Source organism: Aquirhabdus parva, from assembly GCF_003351745.1.
Taxonomy (GTDB): Bacteria; Pseudomonadota; Gammaproteobacteria; order Pseudomonadales; family Moraxellaceae; genus Aquirhabdus; species Aquirhabdus parva.
Map to the genome: position 1 here is coordinate 1,662,321 of NZ_CP031222.1, position 25,906 is coordinate 1,688,226.

Here is a 25,906-nt window from a genome sequence, read left to right on the forward strand (position 1 = left end):
AGTGTGATTAAATCACTGTTAATTGGCTTTGGCCATTTCCGAGTTTTTCTACGCGAATTTGTGTAGGGATACGTTCATGCATTTCTTGTACATGGGTAATCACGGTTACAACTCGACCCTGACCTTGCAAACGGTCTAGGGCATCCATGACAACTTGTAGCGACTCTGGGTCAAGTGTACCAAATCCCTCATCAATAAAGAGTGACTCAATACGTAACCGTCCAGAGGCCATTGCCGCCAGTCCAAGTGCCAAAGCTAATGAGACAAGAAAAGACTCGCCACCTGAAAGAGAATGCACTGAGCGGCGTTCATCCCCCATATCCATGTCAATGACCAACAGCCCCAAAGAATCTGCAGCACGAATAAGCTGATAACGACGACTAAGCTGTTCAAGTTGCTGGTTAGCTTCTTCAAGTAATAAGTCTAAATAATAACCTTGGGCGATTTTCTGAAAAACTTTGCCATCTGCATTCGCGATGGGACTGGCCATACGATCAACACGTAAATATGCTGCGTAGGCATGATCTAATTCTTGCTGTAAATCCAGAGCTTTTTCTTTGCGCTCATTGTCTTGAGAGATCTGAAGTTGGAGTGAGATCCAGTCATTTTGCACTTGCTCAAGCTGGTGACTATTGTCTGAAATCTTTAGACTGATCTCAGACGCCAATATCATAGTCGATGCTGGTTTTATAACGTTAGATGAATCCACATGAGATACTTGAGATCTTTGATCATCGGGACTAGGTGGTATCTGCAATTGATGATGTTCAAGTTGTGTCTGATGTTCAGTTAGACGCGTTTGGGCTTCAATCAGTTGATGTTGCACCTGTTCAATTTGTTGTTTGATTAACTGCTCGTCATCATTTGAAACCGCCAGCAATTCATGTAGCAGCTCTTCAGAGTGAATGGGCTGAGATTGGTACCACAAATTAATTTTTGTGGTTAATTCGGTATTTTCGTGCTCTTCCAAGCTTTGTTGTTGTTCTGCATGCTCAATAGTGCTTGTGAGTTTATGCAGTTCGGGATTAATGAGATCAATTTGATCTTGCATAGACCGCAGGGTATTTTGCGCATTTGTGAGCTGGCTATCAAAGCAGGTTTGCCAATCCAGTGAACTCTTAATGACATCTCCAAAAGTTGAAGTCGCTTCAGACAGCAGGTCTTTGAACTGTGATTGGATCGCTGTGAGTGCGTGAGAAAGCTTTTGTAATGAAACTTCTAATTCATGGTGTTTAGCTTGCTCTTGAGATTGTTTGAGCTTCAGAAGCTGATCCGCCTGCTGTAAAGCCATGATTTCATTTTGCAAACGTTGTTGAGTCGCCAATTGGTTTAGACGATTAGTCATGTGCCTTTCTAGAAAAAGCAGCGTTTCACTTTTGTTTTCCTGCCACTTGTTCTGTATATCGGGATCAAAACAAGGTAAGAAGTATTGCTCAGTTTTATCAAGTATTGATTTTAATTGATTTTGTTGATCGACCGCACTCTGCCAAACCTGCTGAAGTTGAGATTGCCGATGACGTGCTTGATCGATTTGTTTAATCAGATTTTGTTCAATCTCTTGCAACGCTTCAAGCCCGGTAATGCTAGTTTGTATCGTTTTTTCACTCGTCTGATTTTCCGTAATTTTCTGTACGAGCCACGCCTGACGAGCGGAGTCGTCTTGTGAGAATGAGCGCAGTTCAGTTGCAAAAGGCAGTTGAAGCATCACCCCCTTTATTGATCTTTCTTCAGCGACGCGTTGCTGTAATTCGACTGAGCGTAGATCAATTTCTTGATTCAATAATTTCAGTTCCGTTGTCGTCGCTTGATGGAGACTCTGAGCATCAAGAAGCGCAGTTCTGGCCATTTTTTCTTGTTGCTCATCATCATGCTTTAATGCATCAAACAGGTGTTCAGCTATAGAAAAAGGATGCTCTGTACTCCCGCAAACAGGACAGGGATGATCAGGAAGGAGTTGATTGCGTAATGTTTCGACATTTTTATGGCGCAATAAACGCTGATTAGAGAGTACTTTCAGCAAGGCATTTAGCTCAAGTTCTGCGTGCTGTACACTTTTCTGTGTATGAACAAGATTCTGTGTTAATCCGGTTTGATGCTCAAGGGCTGTTTTCTGCTTTAAATTTAAGTCCGTGACGATTTTTAAAATGTGCCGATAATCTTGATACTTTTGCGCAAGAACATGGAGCTCAGAGTCGGTCTGACGACATATCATCAGATCCTTCTTAAGTGATTGCAATTTATCGCTTTTATTAGTTGCATTTCCATAATGCTGCTGATGCTGCTCTAAATCTGATGAAAGCACTTGAAGTAAAGAGGTCGCTTCGCTGAGTTCGTGATGCTGTTTAGGGATATGACTTTCTAATTGGTTTAACTGTTGCGTATAGCGCTCTGCATCACGCATACGATCGAGTTGTGATAGCCATTGATCTTCAAGTGCTGCTAAATATTGAGTAGTTTGTAATTGCAGACCAATTTTTTGTAATTGATCTAAAGTATTATTTTGTTGCTGAGTATTGTTCAGGAGCGCAAGGGTGGTTATTTGAGCTTGGGTATGATGTTGCTTGATATGCGCTAGCTGTTGAGCTTGTTCTTCGGAAATGCGTGCAATTTCATGTTCTAAACGCTGTGCATTCATGATCTTTGGCAATGCAAGGGCATGTTTCTGTTGTAGCTCTTGTAAGTGAAGCGCTGCATCACGTTGCTGGGGTTGCAAGTGTGCAAGTTTTTCCTGTAGAACCTGTACTTGTATTTTTTGTTTTGCCAGGCTTTGGTTCCGTATAGTCATTCGCTCAATCAAAGTGTTTTTCTGATGAATAAGCGGACGAATTTCCCGAATCTGATCAAGCTGCGTTGCTTTTAGGCGGAGAGGCTCAAGGTTAAGCCAGTTTTGGGTATGGGTAGCTAAAGACTGCTGACTTTCGTGGATTTGTGTGTCTAACCGAGTTTGAGTCTGATACCACGCTTGTGTTGCATTCAAATAGTTTTGAACTTTCTGTAGTTGGGATCTGAGTTGTCCCATTGTCACGAGGCTATTTTCTAATGCTTGTCGTGCATCAGAATCAAGAGGCTCAATTCCCCCGATTTGATTTTTGATAAGTTGATAGGCGTCCTGATATTTTTTACGTTTTTCGTGTGCAAAAATACCAATCCGACGATAAATTTCTGTCTCAAGTAAGCGCTCAAGAAGTTGGGCTCGCTCAACATCGCTGGCTTTGAGAAACGCCCCAAATTCCGATTGAGCGAGCATTACAGCCCGAGTAAATTGTTCAAAATTAAGCCCAATGACTTCCGAAACCCGCAGGTCACATTCACGTACTTGGCTAGCCAGCGTTTGTCCTGTTCCGACATCAATCAGAATTCTTTCTGCAGCCAGTAATTTTCCCGTAGACTTGTTTCTTGCGCGTCTGACTTGCCAGCGAGCCAGATAAATACGTCCATCGCGCCCCAGAAATTCAATTTCGGCATAGCCTTCGGCCGTACCACGCCTTAGTAGGGTGCGTGGATCGTGCATAGATAATTGGTCATTCTCCACCCCATCTGGTACTTTACCCTCTTGTCCTTTTGAAGCAGCACGTAAACGTGGTACTTGTCCAAATAAAGCTAGGCACATTGCATCCAATATCGTGCTTTTTCCAGAGCCAGTCGGTCCGGTAATAGCCATGAGACCTGCACTTGCAAGGGGTTCAGTACGGTAATCAAGTTCTTGCTCACCTGCGAGGGATGCTAAGTTACAGAGTTTAAGGCGTAAAATTTTCATATCTGTCTATTTCTACTCTGTACTTTTGCCATCAAACGAGCTTTTATGACGTGTTGATTCAACTGATGATATCCTGTTCGCTTTGGTTTAATTCATCAATGAGTGCCGCAAAATCTGCAAAGACTTCAGAATCTGGGCTATGCCCGAGTTCACTCCATACTTTCTCATACAATGATTGTGGTGTTTGCTCTTTGACCATTTGCTTATGATCTCGAGCGTCGCCATCACCTTCACGTGCCCATGATTCTTTACGAAAACGTATTAATCGTACCGCCTGCGCAGGAAGTGCGGCTTCAATTTGTTGTCTTGTATCCGGCGGAAATGGCGCATTGTCTGGATAAACGCGCACTTCTAAAAACGGTTGCTCGCTGATAACGCGCGGTGTTGGGTCCAATTGAGCCAACTGCGCTAGCACATCTGCTAATACACCAGATATTCGAATCATAGCGACTGCGCGTGGGATCACTAATGATTCAATCTTTGCTGGCTGATCAGGATGTAACTCAACATGAAGCACTTGATGTTGATAGCCTTCCTCACTGAATGACATGGGAATAGGCGATCCTGAATAACGTATTCGATCCTGCCCAACCGATTGAGGTCGATGCAAATGGCCCAATGCGACATAACTAATATCAGATGGAAATAAATCCGTTGATAGAGCTTCTGCAGTTCCAATCACAATAGATCGTTCAGACTCTTCTGAAGTTGCACCACCTACCAAATGCGCGTGACTCATGAGGACTAATGGCAATCCTTTCGCTTGTTCTTTTGCAGTTGTAATTAACTGTTGATAAACATGAGTAACCGCTTCCATTGTGGGTAAGCCCTGCCCACCTGCAGTCACTTCGGCAGGTCGCAAAAAAGGCATCGCTAAGCACCAGCTATCAATCTCGTTGTGCTGATTCGTCATCGGGATGAGTAATTGCTTGGTATCTAAAACGCCCGCAGACAACCACCTGACACGACCTATAACGTGAGTTCTCAGCGCTTTAAGTAGAGGTGCCGGTAGTTCAATTCGCCCCCCAGAATCATGGTTGCCTGCGATCATGATGATTTGCAGACTAGGTAGGCGTGTATGCGCTTCCGCCAGAAAGCGATAAAGTTGCTCTTGTGCCGAGATTGGGGGATTGACTGTGTCAAAGATATCACCAGCAATGAGCAATGCATCAGGTTGATATATTGTAATTTGATCTAATAACCAAGATAGAAATGCTGCATGCTCATGTTCACGCGATTGACCATAAAGACTTTGCCCTAAATGCCAGTCTGAAGTGTGAAAAAAATGCATGGCTCATCCAAGAATATACGAGCTTAAGCTCAAAAGTAATGCCAAAAAAGAATGATACGCTCTTTGTCAGATGGGTAAAACCTTTGCATGCTTTCTTATTGTGGGCTTTTTTCAACTTTATCCATCTTTGTCGCCCCTCGATGCACCGTTGCAATGTCTCATTGCTTTCGTTATATTTATGCAACTAATTGCATATTTATCATCATTGAAAGATATCATAAACCGCTTTATTTATCGTTGATCCTGATCCAATCACTACTCTATACGTCCATACACTCAAGACCTAATGAGAGGTACTTTTAATGTTTAGAATTGCAGCTACAGTAACGACAATGCTTGGTTTGAATTACTGGTTTCGCGCTGCGAAAAAACCTAAATTATTTTCGGTAAAGTGTGAGGATAATCAATATATTATTCAAAATATTGATCAGTTAAATAAAAAGTACTATCCAACACCATGGATGTATAACACGCATTTACAACTTATCGCATTGGGCCTGACGAAAAAATTCGCACCTGCTTTGCGCTATGACAAAGTGGAAACTTTAAATATGGCGGACGGCGGCCATACCGCTCTAGCATGGTTAGGGTATGATCGTGCACCCACTACACCAACCATAGTCGTTTTGCATACGATTACGGGTAGTCCACAAAGCATGCGGGGTTTCATGAAAGATCTAGCACAGATGACCGGATGGCGAGTAGTGATGTGCGTTCGTCGAGGTCATGCTGATCTAAAGCTCGAGGTACCAAAAATCAATACAATGGGTTCAACAGACGATCTCCGTGAGCAATTAAACCTGATACAACAACGTTTTCCTCAGTCACCACTTTATGGCGTAGGTATTTCTGCAGGATCGGGTTTGCTCGTGCGATATTTGGGAGAGGAAGCTGAAAAATCTGTCTTTCGCGCCGGGTTTGCTTATTGTCCTGGCTACAATATGGATGAAGCCTTTCAATACACACAACCCTTCTATAGCCGCTTAATGACTAAGAAACTGATCAAGCAGTTTATTACGCCAAATCGTCATCAGTTTAAACACTTGAATACCCTCAACCAACTTGAGCAATCAAGAAATTTAGATGATTTTCATAAGCATATCTATGAAGTCTCAGGTCATGGTAGTCGGCAGGAATATTTCAGTTTATCGAATCCTTTCCATGTTTTTAGTCAAGTCAAAACACCTCTGATGATTTTAAATGCTGAAGACGATCCCATTTGTAAAAAAGAAAATGTGGATGCGTATATTCGCTCCAACAATTTAATCCCCAGTTCAATTCTGGTGACAACTGAACGAGGTAGCCACTGTGCCTACTACGAAGGTTGGCAAGCCAAATCTTGGGCCAATCGTTTAATTGCAAATTACTTTTTGACCATAGATAGCAAAAAATGACGTTAAGTTTATTCAAACGATAGGATTAGTTTTCAACGCCATGACCAGCCAAAATTTCGGCTGCGATTTTAACAAAAGGTGCCTTTCCTGATTTCAGCAAGGTCTGAGCCATTTTTTGTTTGAAGCCCAATGTCGCAGTGCTTGCACATTGTCGCAGCCAAGCCGCAGCTTCTATATCTTTCCCCTGCTCTGCAAGCCTAGAAGCGTGGTTAAATTGCCCGCGAAAATCACCAGCTTCTGCTGATCGTCGATACCAATCAACTGCCAATGCTGAATCTTGTTTAGCCTCCCACCCTTCTTCAATGAAACGGCCAATAACATTCATGGATTTGGCATGACCTTGAGAAGCAGCCTTGTTATAAAGCTCAAATGCTAATTTTCGATTTAGTGGGATGGCCTGACCACGCGCAAGTAAATTGGCATAATTATACATACCCCAATCAAGGTCTAAATTTGCTGCACGCTTATACCATTCGGCGGCGCTACTGGGGTCTGCTGCCACTCCCCATCCATTTTCTATACATCGACCCACCATATTAATGGCCATAGCATGATTTGCTAAACTTGCGGTCTTAAACCAATGCAAAGCCTGAACTTGGTCAATATCGACACCTTGGCCATCTAATAATAACTGAGCATATAATGCTTGTGCTTCGGGATAGCCTTGTTTCGCCGCAGCGAGAAGACCCAGTGCCACTTGTTCTGGCGTTCCTGTGAGTTGACTAATGATTTCTTGCTCAGTTTTTGCAGGATCGAGAATACCCGAAGCTTCGATAGACATATTAAAATCGTCTTTTTTGCTAAAAATAATTGTGAAGCAGTATCTAAATGCAAACTGCAATTGTCAATGAGAATCATTTATTTTAATCAATTTTCTAAAAAAAACGGTATAAAGCACCTGCTTTATACCGCCTTTAAAACTGTTTCAGATGGAGTGCATCAACTTAGTATTGCTGGAAGAATGCACGCGCTGCTGAAGTACAGAATGGTGGAACCAAGCTGCCATGATAACTACTCGCAACTGCTGCAGTCGCTGCGCTTGTCGCTGCGGCGGTCACAACAGCAGTACCTGCAGCTTTCGCAGCAGCAGCAGCATCGGCTTGACTACCTCCTGCAGTCAGTACCTTAACATAAGCTGCTTGCCCTGCAGCATTTGCAGCGGCAACAACTTTTGGATCAACCTTCGCGGCTTCAATTGCTGCATCTTTTGTAGCACCTAGAATAGTGCCAAATCCAGTCTGTGCTTGTTGTGCAACAGCCTTCATGTTTGTGGTGACAGACGTGTTTAACCCAGCACTACTAAATCCGACCGGTGCTTTTGATGTGGTATCAACATCAAGTAAAGCAAAGGCCACAGGAGCGCCAGCACCAGCGATATTACCCAAGATCCCTGCCATAAGTTGTGCGTTAGGTGCAAAAAATACTGTCGGATCTTGATTACCTCCACACATCAGCACTGGCATGGATGGAACATAGCCGCGAAGATCATTGAGAGCAAAAGCTTTCCTCAGTGGATGCTGTGGCGCTGTCGCTGGTAATGGGCTTGCGGTGAGAGCAGGTACAGCACCATCTGGGTTTGCAGCAGCGTCTTTTAAGTATGCAGCACGATAGCTCGTATTAATTAAATAGCTGCTTGGATCAAATCCAAAACTAAATTGGCTGGTCGATAGATCTGCTCCCGTTATAGGGTCAACTTGACCGCCACTTGAACCCGCCACACTTTGGAATAATGCCAGTTGTGGTAATTTTCCTGTGGTAAACAAAACGTTCTGTGAGAGTGTGGTTGGTAATAGGGTATCAATATTGGCAGCATAAGCTGATGTATAGGCGTCAGAAGTTATATTGTAGATATTGCCATAGGCCTTCTGATAACTTGTGGTGAGTAATGGTGCAAACACAGTGCCGCCAATAGGAGTATTTCCGTAGAAAATCGCATCGCCATAAGCTTCTAATGAGTATGGTCCAGACATTGGTGCACCCGCAGTTACAGGGATATGAGCGGCATCCATGGCTTTTAATGCAGCCATTGCGACATAGCCGCCTTCAGAGTAACCGGTAACAAAAAGCTTACCAGAGTCCGTCGTTGTAGTCCCCGCAGCATCTTTTGGTAAAGCTGCTCGCCCAGCTTTCAACGCATCAATCATTTCTTGAGATTGTTGTTTGTAGTTGACATAGGGATGATACGCTAAAGTTGAGGTGTCATAGCCTGCATAGTTCGGTGCAACAACGATATAACCTTGCGCAGCAAATGTAGCAGCGACTAATGTGGACTCACCTGCTGCGGCATTGGTTGGATCTGTAGTCAACGCAGCCATGTTAAAGCCTTTGCTTGTTGTCGTGCCGTGGGCATATAAGACCACAGGACGTTTACCCGTACAGGATGGATCGCTGCCTGTAGGCACCATGAGTGCGCCAGAAGCTGTTGTCGCCTCACCCGCACCGCCAATCGTTGAGTACTCTATATGGCTGATGCTGACATCACATTTCGGCTGACCTGCTACGCTAAGAATTAGTTTACCACTTGCTGAAGCACCGAGACTTGCATTGAAATTTGCTGCTGAGAGCGCTGGTTTTTGCTCTGAGCCTAATAGAGTTGTTGTTGGTGTTGTACCCCCTCCAACCACTGCACCATTGTTATTGCCATTGCTGTCACCGCATGCAACAAGTAATACGCTCGTCGCGATTGTGATAGCCGCAGCCATTGTTGTTTTTTGAAACATTACAGCACTCCTTGCCAAAATTAGCTAATCAGAAATAGCATATAATTGTCCTACAATCAAGACAATCATAGCAACCCTGTAGACTGTTTGGTACATCATCAGACCTTGATTTTATTAGTTCTTAAAAACATTGCATAGGTTGTTTCTAAATATATGAAAAGATCTTATTCAAAGTAAATTTTGTCTAACAATTTCATGGGATTCGTAATAAAAGCTTAGGATCAGCAACTTCACAACATCAAATTTGACAGACTAATGCGTGCCCTTCCTTCCAGATGTCATGAGAGCAATCAAGTCTTATAGCGTAGATAGTTTAATTATTCGCAACAATACAAGGATTAATATTGTTTAAAAAACTCTCTGGCTGCCGCAGAACAATAACCAGCAACTAAGACACCGTGGTAGTTAGCAGTAAGGGCATCCGGAGTCATGGTACTAATGTCATTGAGAAACTTTGTTTGGAGGCTTAACGCTGATTTCGCCATGTTTTGAGCAATAGAAGAAGAAAGACCGATGCTGCTCATCAAACCAAGTTGACCTACACCGTACTTCGTTGCAGTCGATGATAGAAAGCTTTGCATTCCTGCATTTAGCCCTGTCAGGGTAAATGTTTGTGGAATGATTGATGCTGCATCAATATCGAGTTGAACGAAGGTCACAGGAATACCCGCTGCAGATGCTGCAGCAAAGGTACTGCTCATTAACACCGTATTGGCAAAGAATACGGTTGAGTCCCGCCCCCCGCCACACATCAGCACCGGCATAGTAGGCGTCATTCCGCGTAAATCATTGGTCTTTAGCGCCTGACGCAATGTGCTCTGGGGGGATGCTGCTGGAAAAGTATTACTGCCAGACATGACACCATCTGGATGTAGCCCCATATCAGCCAGATAAGCGAGTCTATAGCTCGTATTGATAAGGTAGTTATTGCTTGAAAATCCAAAGGTATAGGCAGGGTTGACTGGTGATAGCGCATCCAGTTGTGTATTGCCAGTTGGGGTAGCTTGAAATAATACATTGGTACTAGGCGTAGTCGTTTCTACCGTCCATGAATAATTGGGGGTATATATATCGGCTGGTGTTTGATAAATATTGCCATAGGCTTTTTGATATCCCGTCGTGAGTAGCGGGATAAATGTTGTTGAATTTCGATTTAAATATCCCATAAATACAGCATCACCAAAGGCTTCAAGTGCATAGGGACCCGATATCGGTGCAGCTGCTGCAACAGGAATATGCGCTGTAGTCATGGCTTTCAATGCCGCCATGGCTACATATCCACCTTCTGAAATCCCTGTGACATAGAGTTTACCAGAGTCGCTTATCAGGCCCGATGAAACCTGAGGAAGTCCTAGCCGCCCTGCATTGAGTGCGTCGATCATTTCTTGGGATTGTTGCTTGTAGTTGAGATAAGGGTGATAAGACAACGTTGAGGAGTCGTATCCTGCATAATTGGGTGCAATAACGGTGTACCCTTGTGCCGCAAACATTGCGGCTATAAACATGGACTCTGAAGCCGCGGGATTATTGATGTTCGTTGCGTCAGCGATATTATAACTGTGATTTGTCTGTGTGCCGTGAGCATAGATAACGATAGGCCGTTGCCCAGTGCATCCTGGACCACCTGTTGGTGTCATTAAAGCACCGGACGCCGTAGTCGATTCATTGGCAGCCCCAATAGTATTGTATTTAATGTAATTAAAATCGACGCCGCAAACAGGGCTGCCCGTCACTTTTAAGATTTGTTGCCCTGATGGAGATGCATTCAATGTACTGGCTAACTGTGCCGCCGACATGGATGCGAGTAACTGAGGTGAGCTGGAAGAAGTGGTGGCTAAATTTTGATTGTTAAGTGCAGCAGCGGCAATAGGAGTAGAACGACTGCTATCGGTATTTGCAATGCTGTTGTCATCGCCGCAAGCAGATAACAGTATGATACTACTTAGTGTTATCCCAACTCTGGATATCGCAAACATGAAAGCACCTCTTCCCTAGATATCACTGCGATTAAAATATAACAGAATTTATTTAAATAAGTTTTTTAAACATCATTATTTTATAGGGGATATAGAACGCTCATTTTGAGCCAAAAACTTTGCGACCCATTGAGGCACAATCTGAGTTGCTGCGCCGTAGATATGGTGCGCAAACGCACTTTTGTTCGCTGCCGGCTCTAAGTTGATTTCAATGGTTTCTGCACCGACATGTTTGGCCAGTCTTACAAATCCAGCAGCCGGATAAACAGATCCACTGGTGCCGATGCTGAGAAAAACATCACATTGGCTCAATGCATTTTCAATGTCATCCATATATAAAGGCATTTCACCAAACCAGACAATATGAGGTCGTAAAGTACCAGTTAAATCACAGCACAAACAGCGTGTATCTGATTCAATTTTATCCTCAAAGTTAAAAACTTGCTCTGTATGCCTGCAATGAACTTTGAGCAACTCACCATGCATGTGTAATAATCGTTTTGAGCCTGCACGCTCATGTAAATTATCTACATTTTGGGTAATCAATAAAAAATTATCCCCTAACGCTTCTTCCAGTTCTGCAAGAGCTATATGCGCTGCATTGGGTTGTATTGTCGATTCAAATAACTGTTCCCGCCTCTTATTATAAAAATGTTGCACTAATGACGGGTTTCGCTTGAAGCCCTCAGGGCTTGCGACATCTTCGATGCGATGGTTCTCCCACAGCCCATCGCTAGCCCGAAAGGTACGAATCCCTGATTCGGCAGAAATACCTGCACCCGTCAAAACAACAATACGAGGTTGCTTCATAAGTTTCCTTAGACACTGTTTGGGTCCAAAATCTGTTTTGCAGCTTGCTGTTGCAATAGATCTAGATAAATCCACTGCCCTTCCTCTACATCCGTTAATTTGAACTGTCCAATTTGCTCACGATGCAAGGCTATCACATGATTCCCTACCGCAGCGATCATACGCTTCACTTGATGGTAGATGCCTTGATGTATCGTCAGGCTGAGGATATGACTATCTTCTAATTCGCAATGATCTGCCAGCAACAATGATTTTTCACCCATGAGCTCAACGCCTGACTGTAACTGTGCAATTTGCTCAGGCGTTATCGGTTCACTGGTGGTGACACGATAACGCTTAGGCACATGCCGGCGTGGATGTGTCAATGCATGTAGATACGCGCCATCATCCGTTAATAATAATAGCCCTGTTGTATCCTGATCCAGACGCCCAACGCACTGTAAACCTCGTTCAATAAGCTGCGGAGGAAATAAGCTAAAAACGCTGCGGTGATGCTGTGGTGTGTGTGAACATTCGAAACCTTGAGGCTTATTGATCGCGATATAAACTTTCTCTCGATATTGCCATGTTTTTCCCATGACTGAAAACTCAAAATGATCTATCGGAAAGTTGGCTTTCGGATCAAAACAAGGCGTATTTTCCACGTTGACTTTACCGCTTTCGATTAATAAGCGGCATTGCTTTCGACTGCCAAAACCTTGGGATTGAATAATTTTTTCGAGTTGCATAGTCTTTTTCATGGTTTTTAAATTCATGGGAATTTTACGCTATTTTAAAGACCGCCTTAAAATAAAAATCCCCTGTTTATAACAAGGGATTTTTTTGATTAAGCGAGATTAAAAAAACATGATTTAGTGACCCTTGGTCTTTGCTTTGGTCGCGACAATCCACGCTTTGGTTCGGGTTTCCAATACATCCAAGGGTAATGCGCCACCATCCAAAATCACGTCATGGAACGCACGGATATCAAATGCATCTCCTAACTCTTTTTTGGCAAGAGCTCGTAGTTCAAGGATTTTTAACTGTCCCATCTTATAGGCTAATGCCTGACCCGGCCATGTAATATAACGATCAGTTTCCGCCTGCAGATCAGGTTCATCCTCACTGGAATGGGCATGGAAAAAATCGACCATTTGCTGGCGTGTCCAATGCTTGTAATGCACACCAGTATCCAGCACTAAACGATCTGCCCTTAGCAGCTCACTTGAAAGACGTCCATAGTCTGATAAAGGATCTTTATAAAAACCAATATCTTTCCCCAGTTGTTCAGAATAGAGAGCCCAGCCTTCAATGTAAGCCGTATAACCTGCTTGCTGACGGAACGGTGGTAATGCGGGTAAGGTTTGTGCAATGGATATCTGCATATGATGACCAGGAATTGCTTCATGATAAGCAGTCGATTCAAACGTTGTTGAAGAGCGATTCGCAAAATCTCCAGTATTCACAAAAACCTGACCGGGTCTTGAACCATCGGGAGTGCCCTGTTGGTACTCTGCACCAGCAGCTTCTTTTTCACGGTATTCTTGGACAGGGACAACTTCGACTTTAGTTTTTGGCAATAAACCAAATAACTTAGGTAACTCCGGTTGCATTCCCGCAATAAAGCCGCGATAGGCTTCAAGAATTTCTTCACGGGACTTTGGATGGACTTTCGGATCTGTTTTTAAAGCTGCGCGGAAGCTAGCCAAATCCTTATAGCCTTGAGCTTTAGCAATTTCCGTCATGGCTGTTTCAATGCGTTTTACTTCAGCAAGACCAAGCTCATGGATATGCTCAGGGCTTTCTTTGGTTGTCGTCATTTGCTCGACTTGATAACGATAGATCGCATCTCCATTCGGAAGCTGCCACACACCAGGTTGACTACGACCATGCGGTGCGTAATCTTTTGCGATGAATTTACCCAGTTTGCTATACGCAGGACGAACATCATGATCAATAGCATCAATAATCGCCGCGCTTAAACGCTTACGATCCGCTTCTGAAATACTCTCTGGAAAGTGTTTTAAAGGATCGGCAAACGCACTGTCTTTACCAGCGGGCTTAGCAATACTGTCAATCTGCACAACTACTTTTTCAAGCAAGTATTTTGGTGGCATCATGCCATCCTGCAAGCCCTGCTTAGCCACTCCCATAGATTGATCAAGCAATTTTGGAATCGCTTTTAAGCGTTTGATGTAATCTTCATATTCCTTAGTCGTTGTAAACGGGATTGAGCTGACAAATCCCGGAAGCTGTAAATGGATGCCACTCATTTGATCAAAGGGCATTTCATACAATTTCAAATCATATCCACGCAAGCTATCTTTCAGTTGTCTGACCATTAGCTCTTGGTTAAGTTTATCCTCTGCTGAGAAACCACTGGTATCGATGGATTCAAAGCGTTTTAGAAAGCTTTCTGTAACTTTATGCTCGCTTTTGATATGTGCCAAAGACATATCCGACCACTTGTCGTTATAGCGTAAGTCTCCAAGAGTCGTTGCAAACTCTGGCGTATTTTCTAAATTGTACTGCCATTGCTCTGAGAGTAAATCGTTCAAGGCTTTTACACGTGATGTCACATCGGTCTGCTGAGTCGCAGTATTTGTCTCTGTTGCTTGGGCGATATTAATCATGCCCATGCTTAAACCTATGCTAAGACTTAAGCTCAAAATTCTACTTTTCATAAACTTGCCTTCGATGCCTGATTAATTTTTCCAAACAGTCCGATATTACAATTATTGTGCCAAGTTAAGCATCTAAATTGTGTATTTTCAGTATCTTTAGCGCAGAAAAAGCTGATTTATTTATGCAGCAGGTATCCGTGATTTCGCCCAAGGTTGCGCTAGTTCTAACTCGTACGCCAATTCTATGAGTGTGCGTTCATCACCATATTTACCACAGAAATGCACACCAATAGGTAGACCAACTTGAGACACGCCCATGGGCAAGGAGATAGCTGGGGTTCCTGTGATGTTTTGAATCGGTGTGAATGCCACATAATCGAGCAATCGTTCAAGTAATTTGTCAAAAGGCACATCTGGACCGAGATAGCCTATTTTTGGCGTCGTATGTGCAAGTACAGGGGTCATGATGACGTCGAATTGATCAAAAGACTTTTCATAATCTCGAGCACTTTGCTTCAGACGTGATATCGCCTTAGGAGTATGAAAAAAGTTCTTTTTGAAATGTTGCATTAAACCAAAAGTCAAAGGTTCAAGCTTTTGACTGTCAAAATCTTTATTAAAAGCTACGCGCCCTAACTTCGATACTAAAAATGACAACATGGCCCAATACTGTAGAAAATCGTCGGTAAACGTCGATGCCACAGGCATGGAAATCTCAGTGACATGATGCCCTAAGCCCTCTAGAAGCTTTGCTGTACTACTTAACGTATGACGAGTCTCAGCATCAGTTTTTGAGCGAATTGAATCGAATAAAATTCCAATGCGTAGGCGCTTAGAATTGGGTCGCTCAATTAGACCTAGAGCCGGTAGTTTCTTATTTTGATAATACTGTTCCGCACTGGCATAGAAATGTGCGGTATCGCGTACAGAGCGCGTCACTACCCCTTCACTGATAATATTAATCGGAAAAATAGCGGCTTGAGGTGGGGACATCAGTCGTCCGCGTGAGGGTTTTAGACCCACCAGACCACAACACGCTGCAGGAATACGAATTGAGCCGCCACCATCATTGGCATGGGCAATCGGCACTACACCTGAAGCCACAAGCGCTGCCGAACCGCCTGACGATGCGCCTGAGGAATAGTCCAAATTCCAAGGATTGCGCGTTGCTGGTTGACCCACAAATTCAGTTGAGGCATTTAAACCAAATTCAGGCAAAGTACTTTTACCCAGAATATTAAAACCTTGATCGATGAATAATTGCGTTAACGGCGAGTGTTGAGAGGCTATTTTTGGCGTAAATGCGTGTGAACCTTGAGTTGTTTTCATCCCAAGTACGTCAGTATTGTCCTTGACAAAAAAGGGGATACCAGCAAAGATGGAATACAGATTCGTTGAATTCTGGCATATTAAATTTTGTTGTGATTTCGCTTGAATAATTGCAAGATCAAAAGCTTCTTCTTGAATGGCATGAATATAGGGTTCCGCAGCTTTCGCACGTTCAATCGCAGCACGTGTCAACTCAAGTGGGCTTATCTCGCCTTTAAGAAGTAGTTCGGATAAAGCAACGGCATCATGGTCTCCCATAACATCTGATTTCTGATCTTGTTTTGCACTAACAATATTCTTCATATCAAGACTGTCCTTATCTTTGTAAATTTTTTACTGTGTGAATCATTTAGAAGCATCAACACTATATTAGACAATCAAGATTTTCAACAATAAAAAAAGCCCCTACTACTAAAGTAAGGGCTTTTTCAATTCAACTCAATGGAACCATTAAGTCAACTGAGCAACATTGATCTTACCAGTTTCGATTTTGTCTGCCTGAGTGGTGTATTCAGACATTTTGTCGAAGTTCAGGTATTGGTAGATGTCCGCTGACATGCTGTTGATGGTATTGGCATACGTCATATACTCTTCAACTGTTGGCAGCTTGCCCATGACAGCTGCAACTGAAGCCAATTCAGCAGAAGCCAGATACACATTGGCACCTTGACCCAAACGGTTCGGGAAGTTACGGGTAGAAGTTGATACACAGGTGGTGTTCGGTGCTACACGAGCTTGGTTACCCATACACAGTGAACAACCTGGCATTTCAGTACGCGCACCAGCACGACCATAAATGTTGTAGTAACCTTCTTCCATCAGTTGATGTTCATCCATACGTGTAGGCGGAGCAAGCCATAGACGTGTTGCGAGTGAACCACCCTCAACTTTATCCAACAGCTTACCAGCAGCACGGAAGTGACCGATGTTGGTCATACATGAACCAATGAACACTTCATCAATCTTGGTGCCAGCAACTTGTGACAATGGTTTCGCATCATCTGGGTCGTTCGGGCAGCACAGGATCGGTTCTTTGATTTCGTTCAGGTCTATTTCATAAACTGCAGCGTATTCCGCATCGGCATCAGCACGCAGTAAGCTTGGGTTAGCCAACCATTTTTCCATCGCTTCAACACGACGTGCCATAGTACGAGCATCGCCGTAACCTTGAGAAATCATCCACTTCAACATGGTGATGTTGGAGTTTAGGTATTCAGCAACGGATGCTTCAGACAATGTAATAGAACAACCAGCCGCTGAACGTTCTGCAGACGCATCCGACAATTCAAAAGCTTGTTCTACGGTCAGATCTTCCAGACCTTCAATCTCAAGTACACGACCGTTGAATACGTTCTTTTTGCCTTTCTTCTCGATGGTCAATTCACCGCGTTGAATCGCTGCGTAAGGAATCGCATGTACGAGGTCACGTAAAGTGATACCAGGTTGCATTTTGCCTTTGAAACGAACCAATACTGATTCAGGCATATCGAGTGGCATAACACCTGTCGCAGCAGCAAACGCGACCAGACCAGAACCCGCTGGGAAAGAAATACCGATTGGGAAACGGGTATGTGAGTCACCACCAGTACCAACAGTATCTGGCAACAGCATACGGTTCAACCAGCTATGGATGATACCGTCGCCTGGGCGCAGTGATACACCACCACGGTTCATGATGAAGTCAGGCAGGGTGTGATGAGTCGTTACGTCTACTGGTTTTGGATATGCAGCGGTATGACAGAACGATTGCATGACGAGGTCAGCTGAGAAGCCCAAACATGCCAAGTCTTTCAACTCATCACGGGTCATTGGACCAGTGGTGTCTTGTGAACCGACAGTGGTCATTTTTGGTTCGCAGTAAGTACCTGGACGGATACCGGTACCTTCTGGCAAGCCACATGCACGGCCAACCATTTTCTGTGCTTGGGTGTAACCTTTACCAGTGTCGGCTGGTTGTACTGGAGTGCGGAACAAGGTTGAAACTGGCAGGCCAAGCGCTTCACGTGCTTTACCAGTCAAACCGCGACCGATGATCAAATTGATACGACCACCTGCACGAACTTCATCCAGCAATACTTGTGATTTCAGTTCAAAAGTCGACAGTACTTCATCAGTACCGTTTTTGGTGATTTTGCCTTCGTATGGGAAAATGTCGATAACATCACCCATGTTCAAGTTAGCAACATCTGCTTCAAATGGCAGTGCGCCAGCATCTTCCATAGTGTTGAAGAAAATCGGAGCAATTTTAGAGCCGATACACACACCGCCATCGCGTTTGTTTGGGATGTGCGGCAAATCATCGCCAGTAAACCAAAGGACAGAGTTGGTTGCTGATTTACGGCTTGAGCCCGTACCAACCACGTCACCCACATAAGCAACTGTATGACCTTTCGCTTTTAATGCTTCGATTTGTTTGATTGGACCAATTTCACCTGGTTTCTCAGGAGTAATACCATCACGCGCGTTTTTCAGCATTGCATTGGCGTGAAGTGGGATATCTGGACGTGACCATGCGTCTTGAGCAGGTGACAAGTCGTCAGTGTTGGTTTCGCCGGTAACTTTGAACACGGTTACAGTAATTTTTTGTGCAACTTCTGGACGGCTGGTGAACCACTCTGCGTTTGCCCATGATTCAAGTACGGCTTTAGCGTGTGCATTGCCCGCTTGTGCTTTTTCTTGCACATCATGAAATGCATCAAATACTAATAAGGTTTTTTTCAATGCTTCAGCAGCACCAGCAGCAAGTTCTGGGTTATCCAGTGCAGAAACCAATGGCTCGACGTTGTAGCCACCCAGCATGGTGCCTAACAGGTATACAGCGCGCTCTTTGGTCACGAGTGGTGATGTTGCCTCACCTTTGGTGATTGCGGCTAAGAATGCAGCTTTCACATAAGCAGCTTGGTCTACGCCTGGTGGAATACGGTTTTCCAGTAAATCAACCAAAAAAGCTTCTTCGCCTGCTGGAGGATTTTTTAGGAGTTCAACAAGGCTTGCAACTTGAGTTTCATCAAGTGCTTTTGGTGGGACACCAAGTAGGGCACGTTCTGCAACGTGTTGGCGATAGGCTTCTAGCATGGTTTTGTCCTTTAGTAATATTAAGGGAAAAATTTGATAGGCAGCGATCCTTACAGAAAACTACAGCGTAAAGAGACTTTATTCAGCCCTGCTCTTCGCTCAACAATTAAAGCGGTTATTGCCTGAATGATCTCATCGAATCATCCCATGCAAATCGAGACGCTGCCTAGGTGTGGGAATGGTACTTGAATTTCCACTAAATGTTAATCAGATAAAGGCATAACGCCAGTGTAATGGCGCAATGATGAATATTTTTTTTGGAAATGGTGGCCAATTGAGCATTTATTATATTTTGTGTTGCAAATTTCTTTAATGCCAATACAGAGTTGAAAGCGCCACTTAATCTTCAATATTAGTCCTTTCTAATGTACCGAAACACACGATTTGTTCACCTAATGACTTTAGTCCAATCTTTTCTACGTTTAACCAAAAACGCTGCCCAGCAGACAAGTCTCCCCAATCTACAGTTAACATCAAACATGCTAGTTCTAGGGCTTCATCAACCGATAAAACCTCAACAGCTTCAAACGGCATAAACCGATTTACTTTGAAAAACAAAAGTTTGAAAAGTGTTTCTTTTAATGAGTAAATCATGGTGAGCCATTTTTCTCGCTCAATTGCCATTCTCTCTCCCAATCGCAGTTCATTTTCTGAAGCTATTAATTTAACGATGTCGTTTGCATGGTCGATCGAAAAAATGGTTTCGCAATCTATAGCAACCGAAGCGTATTGATTTTTTTGAGCAATGATCGCAATAGCTAAACCATTTTTTTCAAGCATGTTATGTGTAATTGATCCTATAAACTCGACAGGCCAAATAGGTAGACCTTGAGCGGTGCGTCCCATAACAGATTTTAATTGTTCCTCAGGACACAAAAATCTCTGTAAGGCGTGTATGGCGCTTAAGCGACCAGCTAGAAAGCTTGCTTTGCGCTGAGGAGAGGCCGTGCTGAGTTCTTGAGCCAAATTTCTGGCTAATTCACGAATAGACTCAGGGAAAAGATGCACAATTTCTGCATATTCATCGCTACGAAATACATGGCTTTCACAATGAATCCCTTCGGGTAACTTTAGTTTGACGATAGACACTATTGATTACTCAAATTTACTTGCACGCCATCGTAGGATAGCGCTAAATACTTGTCATAGCGCTCTTTAGTTGTCGGAGCGACACTTTTAATCGACAATACTTTCTTTATTAAATTTATTCTATTGTAATTGGATATTTTGTGAACTCTGCATCTCAAGAAAATCAAAACAACACTGATCACTCAGACATACGAGCTATTGTTCGTGGCGAAAACCGTCCAGATTTACTCAAGCATGAAGTTCTTGCTGATTTGTTCGAGGAGACCGTCTCTCGAGTACCAGAAAAAATTGCGCTCATTTTCAATGATGAAAATTTAGGGCAGCGGTCTGTGACTTATGCAGAACTGAATCATCAAGCGGATCTGGTGGCTCATCATTTAATCCAAAACGGTGTTGTTTCAGGCCAGATCGTGGGTCTTTGGCTGCCGCGCGGTATTGAGTTATTAGTGGCCCAACTTGGTATAGCCAAAGCAGGCGCAGCATGGCTTCCGTTTGATACAGAAACCCCTGTAGATCGTATTATGGTCTGCCTAGAAGATGCCAGTGCTGCGGGTTTAATCAGTGATGCAAATTGGCATTCTCGATTAGCACCTATTGAGCAACCTGTTTGGACAATAGAAGCCTTACTTGCCCCAGTTAGCGGTGTTTTAAGTCATCGGCAAAATTTTTTACCGAGTCATCCTGCTTATGTCATTTATACCTCGGGTTCTACAGGAAAGCCTAAAGGGATTGTGATTAACCAAGGTAGTATTTGTCATTTCTTACGTAGTGAAAATGCGGTTTTGGGCGTGCAAGAAAGTGATAAGGTTTATCAGGGCTTTTCAACAGCATTTGACATGTCTTTTGAAGAAATCTGGATTTCTTATTTGGTCGGTGCAACCTTATGGATTGCCCCGAAATCATTAACAACAGATCCCGATGCCTTACCTCTTGCATTGATCGAGAACCAGATTACGGTATTACATGCTGTCCCTACGCTACTGGCACTTTTCAGCATTGATGTCCCGAATTTGCGCATTATCAATCTTGGCGGGGAAATGTGCCCAGATTCGTTGGTTGAGCGATGGGCACTAGCCCATCATCAAATTTTTAATACTTATGGCCCGACAGAAGCGACTGTTTCCGCCAGTTTAGCGAATCTACATCGTGGACATCCGGTGACCATAGGTAAACCATTACCAAATTATGGTCTGCTGGTGGTCGATGACCAATTTAATTTGCTCAATATCGGTGAAACCGGTGAGCTCTGTATTTTCGGTATGGGCGTTGCTGATGGTTATTTAGGTCGTCCCGATCTCACCGCTGAGAAGTTTCTAAATAATCCATGGGCCCAGACACCAGAAGAATCTAAATTATATAAAACGGGTGACCTCGCGATTTTGGATGAAACTGGTCAGATTGCACTGCTGGGCCGTGCTGATGATCAAATCAAAATTCGTGGTTTCCGCGTAGAACTTGGCGAGATAGAAGCAATACTCACCGAACAAACAGGGATAGGTACCGCTGCAGTGCTACTGCGAAATGAAGATGGCATGGATCAGTTGATCGCATTTATCGTCCCCGATGGATCACAAGAACACGACTTACAAGCCAAGACGGAAAGTCTGAGTAGCACTCACTTACGGGCAAAGTTACGTGAAAAACTACCGCCTTATATGGTTCCCAATCGTTTTGAGGTCATCGAACAAGTTCCGCGGTTACTCTCTGGTAAAATTGATCGCAAAGCGCTACGTGTATTGCCACTGACGACAATCGTCGATCGTGCTGCTTCCGACGAACCAACCAATCCAGCCGAAGTTGCACTTTTCGGCGTACTGAATAAGTTATTTCCGAATGCTCCAATTCAACTGAGTGCCGATTTTTTTGATGATCTAGGTGGCCATTCATTACTGGCTGCACGTTTAGTTTCAGGCTTACGTGCTTTTCCAGAATACAGCCACATTACGATTCATGATCTTTATCAGAAACGTCGTGTTGGGGCAATTGCAGAGAAAATGGCTGAGCAATCCGCCCAACAAGATAATATTGCGGCGTGGCAACCGGAAGAATTACAAGATCATACAGCACGCCGTTTCTTCTGCGGGCTGGCTCAAATCATTTTGTTGCCTTTCCTCATCAGTCTGCATATTCTGCAGTGGCTTGCACCCTTCTTCACCTACCACTTTTTGACAGGTAGCCCTGACGATAATATTTGGTATGCAATCGGTGTTTCACTTGCCGTATTTTTATTGACACAAATTACTGGTTTTGCAGTTTCGATCTTCGGCAAACGCTTATTGCTTCTAAATATCAAAGCGGGAAGGTACCCACTTTGGGGCGTTGTTTATTTACGTTGGTGGCTTGCTGATCGTCTTTCTGACGTTGCACCAGTGCATTTGCTATCGGGCTCTTCTTTATATCACTGGTATTTACGAGGTATGGGGGCAAAGGTAGGGCACGATGTTTCCATTGGCTCTATTCATGTACGCATGCCTTCCCTTGTTAATATTGGTGATGGTGTTAGCATTGGTTCATCGGTGAATCTGGAGAATGCTCGCGTTGAACGCGGCTGGTTGGTTCTAGGCAGTATTAATCTCGAAAAGGAAAGTTATATTGGATCTTATGCAATCTTAGAAAGTGATACTACGATCAAAACTTATGGGCGTTTGAATGGTTTATCCGCACTCTCCCATGGACAGACAATCAATGAATATGAAGTTTGGGATGGTGCACCGGCTAAGAAAGTCGAAATTTTTGATCCCGCTAGCTACCCGCCACGTCCAGCTGTATCAAATACACGATTGATTGGAGAGTTTGTATTTTTCTTAGCCAGCGTCATGGTTGTGGCCTGTCTATTCTTTATCCCGATTTTCCCAACGTTTATTATTGTTGACTGGTTTGATGCACATTGGTTAAGTCCACTTCTTGCTGCTGACAATATTACGTTAACTGCGGTGCATTATTTCATCTTAGCAATCCCTGCTAGCGCCGTTATGATTATTGTGACTGCTTTATTGTCTGTGGCAATTCGATGGATTGCGTTACCACGTCTAAAACCGGGAATCTCATCAGTTCATAGTGAAACGTATTATCGCAAATGGTTTGCAAACCAGATTCAGGAATCCAGCCTGCAAATCCTACGTGGGGTTTATGCCACCGTTTATGCACCAACGTGGTATCGAATGCTGGGTGCTAAAGTAGGTCGTGATGCTGAGATTTCAACGGCTATGGGCGTTGTGCCAGACATGCTAACTCTTGGCGATGAGAGCTTTATTGCCGATGCAGTGATGCTCGGTGATGAGGAAATCAGTGGAGGATGGATGATTCTAAAACCCACTGTTGTTGGCAACCGCAGTTTTGTCGGTAATGGCGCGTATGTCCCAGATGGTACGACAATTCCTGATGGGGTCTTGATTGGTGTGCAGTCTAAAGCGCCAGAGCATGCGATTAACGAAGGGGAAACATGGTTTGGATCACCGCCAATACGCCTCCCTGCTCGCGAGAAGATGACGGGTTTTACCGAAGGGTTAACATTTAAGCCGACCATATTGCGCCGTATTGCGCGGGGCTTCATCGAAGCAATGCGTATAGTGCTACCACTTGCGCTTACGATTGGTGTGGGTTACATGGTCGTACTCTCAGTCATTGAAACGACAGAAAATCAAGGGTGGACTGCTGGGTTTGCTATGCTGATTTTATGTGGACTGCTTTATGGGGTTGGCTGTTTTATTTTTGTTGGCTTGCTCAAATGGATTTTGATCGGGCGCTACAAACCTAAGTCTGTGCCGATGTGGACACTCTTTGTTTGGCTCAGTGAAGCGGTAACCAGTCTCCATGAGTCTGTCTCAGTCCCAAACTTCCTAAACTATTTACGCGGTACACCACTGTTGCCTTGGATGTTCCGCTTGATGGGTACAAAAATTGGTAAACAGGTCTATCTAGATACCACAGATATCACTGAATATGATTGCGTACAAATTGGTGATCATGTAGAAATGAATAGTTTCTGTGGACCACAGACGCATCTATTTGAAGACCGAATCATGAAGATTGGGCACGTCATCATCGGTGATCGGGTTTCGGTGAGTGCGCGTAGTATTATTCTATATCATGCAGAAGTGGGCCATGATGCCTACCTCGGGCCTTTGACCTTGGTAATGAAGGGTGAGCAAATTCCGCCATCAAGCGCATGGACTGGGTCGCCTGCCGTACCATGGAGAAAGGCAGACTGACCATACTTTTGTATATCTGAAGCCGTATGAGCAATCTCATACGGCTCTTCAAGATTTAAGGAAATGCTATTCTTTTTCTTCAACTGCTATTATTTCTAATAAATTCACGTCCAGACTTGAATCTGCGTAGACCCAGACGCGTACCTCCAACTCAGAAACTGCGTCATCGAGTAAAAGTGGCATATCCAGAATTAAGTTACTGTCTTCAATTTTAATCAATGGGTAACTGTCAATAATAACGACCCTATCTTTGTTAATTGTCACTTGTGCGAAAGCATGAAATTCACCGCCTAATGACCTAATTTCACCATAAAGTTTAACGCGATATTGCCCAGCCTCAAGGGGGGTATATGGGCCATGAACAAGGAATCCTTGTACGCCAGTTGTACGAATGGCTGTACCGGACTTTTTGCCAACCTGAGTCGCCAAGCGAATATCTGCACCATCAAAGCGAGAAATCGAATTTGAGTTATCGTATGTCTCATAGAGTGTCATCGTTGCCTCTGAAACAGTCGCTGCAAGCAGCGCATCATCATGTGCCGAGTCGATAAGCTCAGGTTTCCACGCTTGAATGACATCGTTATATAATCCTTCCCACTGCTGAATGACCGAATCCAGTCCGACTTTTTTTCGCAATGTCGATGATACTTCCGTAATAGTCTTAGCATCATATTGTTCAAGCGCATGCAGCATCGATTCCGTACGAATGGTGTGCTCAACAACTTTACGACATCCCATAAAACTGTCTGGCCAATCTTGAAGCAGCTCAGATGACAGTATCCCACCAAAGCCATTATGGTCGGTTAAAATGACCATTGCTCCTGTGGCAGATGCTTCAATGGCACTGCGTGAAAAAGCAAATACGACATCTGCTTCCAGAAACCTTTCGGGCAAATTGGTGGCTATTTTTCCGACTCCACTGCCTACAGCATCAACTTCAATTCCCCGAAGTTTGCATGCTTTTTCAATCTCAGGCACAAAGTCTGCGATATGTTTTGTCACGATCAATGCTTTAGAGGGTTTTTTTGCGATCTTCTGTCGTAAGGGAAATTTTGTGAGATCGACACCATTAGCAATGATTTGAATTTTTGATTCGGGCACACCATCTACGATCATTCGGTCACGGCATACGGCATCAATAGCAACGTACCCTCCTATCCGATTTAAGAGCGGTGGTGGCGAATCGTATGGAGAAACGGAGTCATGGCAAACAAAAACTGCTGGAGTTTTTGGAAAACGGATTAAAGCGGCGATCAAAGCGACATTATGATGACCATGAATAATATCGGGAACAAAACCGATTTTCCCGATTTGGTTTGTGACGGGGATGCCCAGCGTTCTGGCAATTCTTGCGGTTGCACCGAGCATAGGACTAAAGATTGCAACACGATGTCCCCTAGATTTTAGGGCATATGCAAGTTCGACCGTCGCAACTTCCGTACCGGAGCGCCCAGATAAAATGATGTTTGTAATTAAAATCGAAAGCATAGGTCTTATTCCCCCAAGTTTTATTATATAAAGCTGAGTTTTAGATGATGATTATTAGAAATAAAACAAAACTTTATAGGTTTTATAACTCTAGACTATTGGAAAAGCAACTGAATACACTGAAAATTTGTAGCTATTACTTTTAATTTTCCATGAAGGTGTC

General features: G+C 43.8%; 14 protein-coding genes. 2 read left to right on the forward strand and 12 right to left on the reverse strand.

Features of this window, described 5'->3' with window-relative positions; translation table 11 throughout:
- Positions 1 to 7 precede the first annotated feature (7 nt).
- Both HYN46_RS07440 and HYN46_RS07445 read right to left on the reverse strand, forming a co-directional pair.
- Positions 8 to 3,757 (reverse strand): AAA family ATPase, encoded by a 3,750-nt coding sequence (locus HYN46_RS07440; protein WP_114898788.1) that lies wholly within the window; start codon positions 3,755 to 3,757, stop codon positions 8 to 10.
- Positions 3,758 to 3,815: 58 nt separating this feature from the next.
- Positions 3,816 to 5,048, reverse strand: coding sequence for an exonuclease SbcCD subunit D C-terminal domain-containing protein (locus tag HYN46_RS07445; RefSeq protein ID WP_114898789.1), 1,233 nt, complete (start codon positions 5,046 to 5,048; stop codon positions 3,816 to 3,818).
- A 302-nt stretch (positions 5,049 to 5,350) separates the two neighbouring features.
- Here HYN46_RS07445 and HYN46_RS07450 point away from each other — a divergent pair, with 302 nt between their 5' ends.
- Positions 5,351 to 6,442: a YheT family hydrolase gene (locus HYN46_RS07450; RefSeq protein WP_114898790.1), complete on the forward strand. Its 1,092-nt coding sequence runs from the start codon at positions 5,351 to 5,353 to the stop codon at positions 6,440 to 6,442.
- A 25-nt stretch (positions 6,443 to 6,467) separates the two neighbouring features.
- Here the strand turns inward: HYN46_RS07450 and HYN46_RS07455 are convergent, their stop codons facing one another.
- The 9 genes from HYN46_RS07455 to HYN46_RS07495 form a co-directional block, all read right to left on the reverse strand.
- Complete coding sequence (locus HYN46_RS07455; protein ID WP_114898791.1) at positions 6,468 to 7,223, reverse strand: tetratricopeptide repeat protein; 756 nt, start codon at positions 7,221 to 7,223, stop codon at positions 6,468 to 6,470.
- A 163-nt stretch (positions 7,224 to 7,386) separates the two neighbouring features.
- A complete protein-coding gene (locus HYN46_RS07460; RefSeq protein ID WP_114898792.1) occupies positions 7,387 to 9,162 on the reverse strand; it encodes an alpha/beta hydrolase family protein in 1,776 nt (591 codons plus the stop codon).
- Positions 9,163 to 9,500: 338 nt separating this feature from the next.
- Positions 9,501 to 11,138 carry an alpha/beta hydrolase family protein gene (locus tag HYN46_RS07465; protein WP_114898793.1) on the reverse strand — a complete coding sequence of 546 codons (1,638 nt, stop codon included), beginning with the start codon at positions 11,136 to 11,138 and terminating at the stop codon, positions 9,501 to 9,503.
- A 75-nt stretch (positions 11,139 to 11,213) separates the two neighbouring features.
- On the reverse strand, positions 11,214 to 11,948 hold the full coding sequence (gene cobB, locus HYN46_RS07470) for a Sir2 family NAD+-dependent deacetylase (protein WP_114898794.1): 735 nt from the start codon (positions 11,946 to 11,948) through the stop codon (positions 11,214 to 11,216).
- Between the two features lie 8 nt (positions 11,949 to 11,956).
- Complete coding sequence (locus HYN46_RS07475; RefSeq protein WP_114900671.1) at positions 11,957 to 12,676, reverse strand: pseudouridine synthase; 720 nt, start codon at positions 12,674 to 12,676, stop codon at positions 11,957 to 11,959.
- A 123-nt stretch (positions 12,677 to 12,799) separates the two neighbouring features.
- Entirely contained in the window at positions 12,800 to 14,611 is a 1,812-nt protein-coding gene (locus HYN46_RS07480) for a DUF885 domain-containing protein (protein ID WP_114898795.1), read from the reverse strand.
- Positions 14,612 to 14,731: 120 nt separating this feature from the next.
- Positions 14,732 to 16,183 (reverse strand): amidase, encoded by a 1,452-nt coding sequence (locus HYN46_RS07485; RefSeq protein WP_114898796.1) that lies wholly within the window; start codon positions 16,181 to 16,183, stop codon positions 14,732 to 14,734.
- Between the two features lie 147 nt (positions 16,184 to 16,330).
- On the reverse strand, positions 16,331 to 18,955 hold the full coding sequence (gene acnB / locus HYN46_RS07490; RefSeq protein WP_114898797.1) for a bifunctional aconitate hydratase 2/2-methylisocitrate dehydratase: 2,625 nt from the start codon (positions 18,953 to 18,955) through the stop codon (positions 16,331 to 16,333).
- 339 nt (positions 18,956 to 19,294) lie between these two features.
- A complete protein-coding gene (locus tag HYN46_RS07495) occupies positions 19,295 to 20,044 on the reverse strand; it encodes a 4'-phosphopantetheinyl transferase family protein (RefSeq protein ID WP_114898798.1) in 750 nt (249 codons plus the stop codon).
- 140 nt (positions 20,045 to 20,184) lie between these two features.
- On the opposite strand from HYN46_RS07495, the gene HYN46_RS07500 reads away from it, so the two are divergent.
- Entirely contained in the window at positions 20,185 to 24,255 is a 4,071-nt protein-coding gene (locus HYN46_RS07500; protein ID WP_114898799.1) for a Pls/PosA family non-ribosomal peptide synthetase, read from the forward strand.
- A 66-nt stretch (positions 24,256 to 24,321) separates the two neighbouring features.
- Here the strand turns inward: HYN46_RS07500 and HYN46_RS07505 are convergent, their stop codons facing one another.
- Positions 24,322 to 25,743, reverse strand: coding sequence for a glycosyltransferase (locus HYN46_RS07505; RefSeq protein ID WP_114898800.1), 1,422 nt, complete (start codon positions 25,741 to 25,743; stop codon positions 24,322 to 24,324).
- Positions 25,744 to 25,906: the final 163 nt, after the last annotated feature.

Excerpts from the sequence above, each read along its gene's own strand:
- HYN46_RS07480 (WP_114898795.1), bottom strand. The coding sequence starts at position 14,611 with ATGAAAAGTAGAATTTTGAGCTTAAGTCTTAGCATAGGTTTAAGCATG.
- cobB (WP_114898794.1), bottom strand. The coding sequence starts at position 11,948 with ATGAAGCAACCTCGTATTGTTGTTTTGACGGGTGCAGGTATTTCTGCC.
- HYN46_RS07485 (WP_114898796.1), bottom strand. The coding sequence starts at position 16,183 with ATGAAGAATATTGTTAGTGCAAAACAAGATCAGAAATCAGATGTTATG.
- HYN46_RS07465 (WP_114898793.1), bottom strand. The coding sequence starts at position 11,138 with ATGTTTGCGATATCCAGAGTTGGGATAACACTAAGTAGTATCATACTG.
- acnB (WP_114898797.1), bottom strand. The coding sequence starts at position 18,955 with ATGCTAGAAGCCTATCGCCAACACGTTGCAGAACGTGCCCTACTTGGT.
- HYN46_RS07450 (WP_114898790.1), top strand. The coding sequence starts at position 5,351 with ATGTTTAGAATTGCAGCTACAGTAACGACAATGCTTGGTTTGAATTAC.
- HYN46_RS07460 (WP_114898792.1), bottom strand. The coding sequence starts at position 9,162 with ATGTTTCAAAAAACAACAATGGCTGCGGCTATCACAATCGCGACGAGC.
- HYN46_RS07455 (WP_114898791.1), bottom strand. The coding sequence starts at position 7,223 with ATGTCTATCGAAGCTTCGGGTATTCTCGATCCTGCAAAAACTGAGCAA.
- HYN46_RS07505 (WP_114898800.1), bottom strand. The coding sequence starts at position 25,743 with ATGCTTTCGATTTTAATTACAAACATCATTTTATCTGGGCGCTCCGGT.
- HYN46_RS07475 (WP_114900671.1), bottom strand. The coding sequence starts at position 12,676 with ATGCAACTCGAAAAAATTATTCAATCCCAAGGTTTTGGCAGTCGAAAG.
- HYN46_RS07440 (WP_114898788.1), bottom strand. The coding sequence starts at position 3,757 with ATGAAAATTTTACGCCTTAAACTCTGTAACTTAGCATCCCTCGCAGGT.
- HYN46_RS07445 (WP_114898789.1), bottom strand. The coding sequence starts at position 5,048 with ATGCATTTTTTTCACACTTCAGACTGGCATTTAGGGCAAAGTCTTTAT.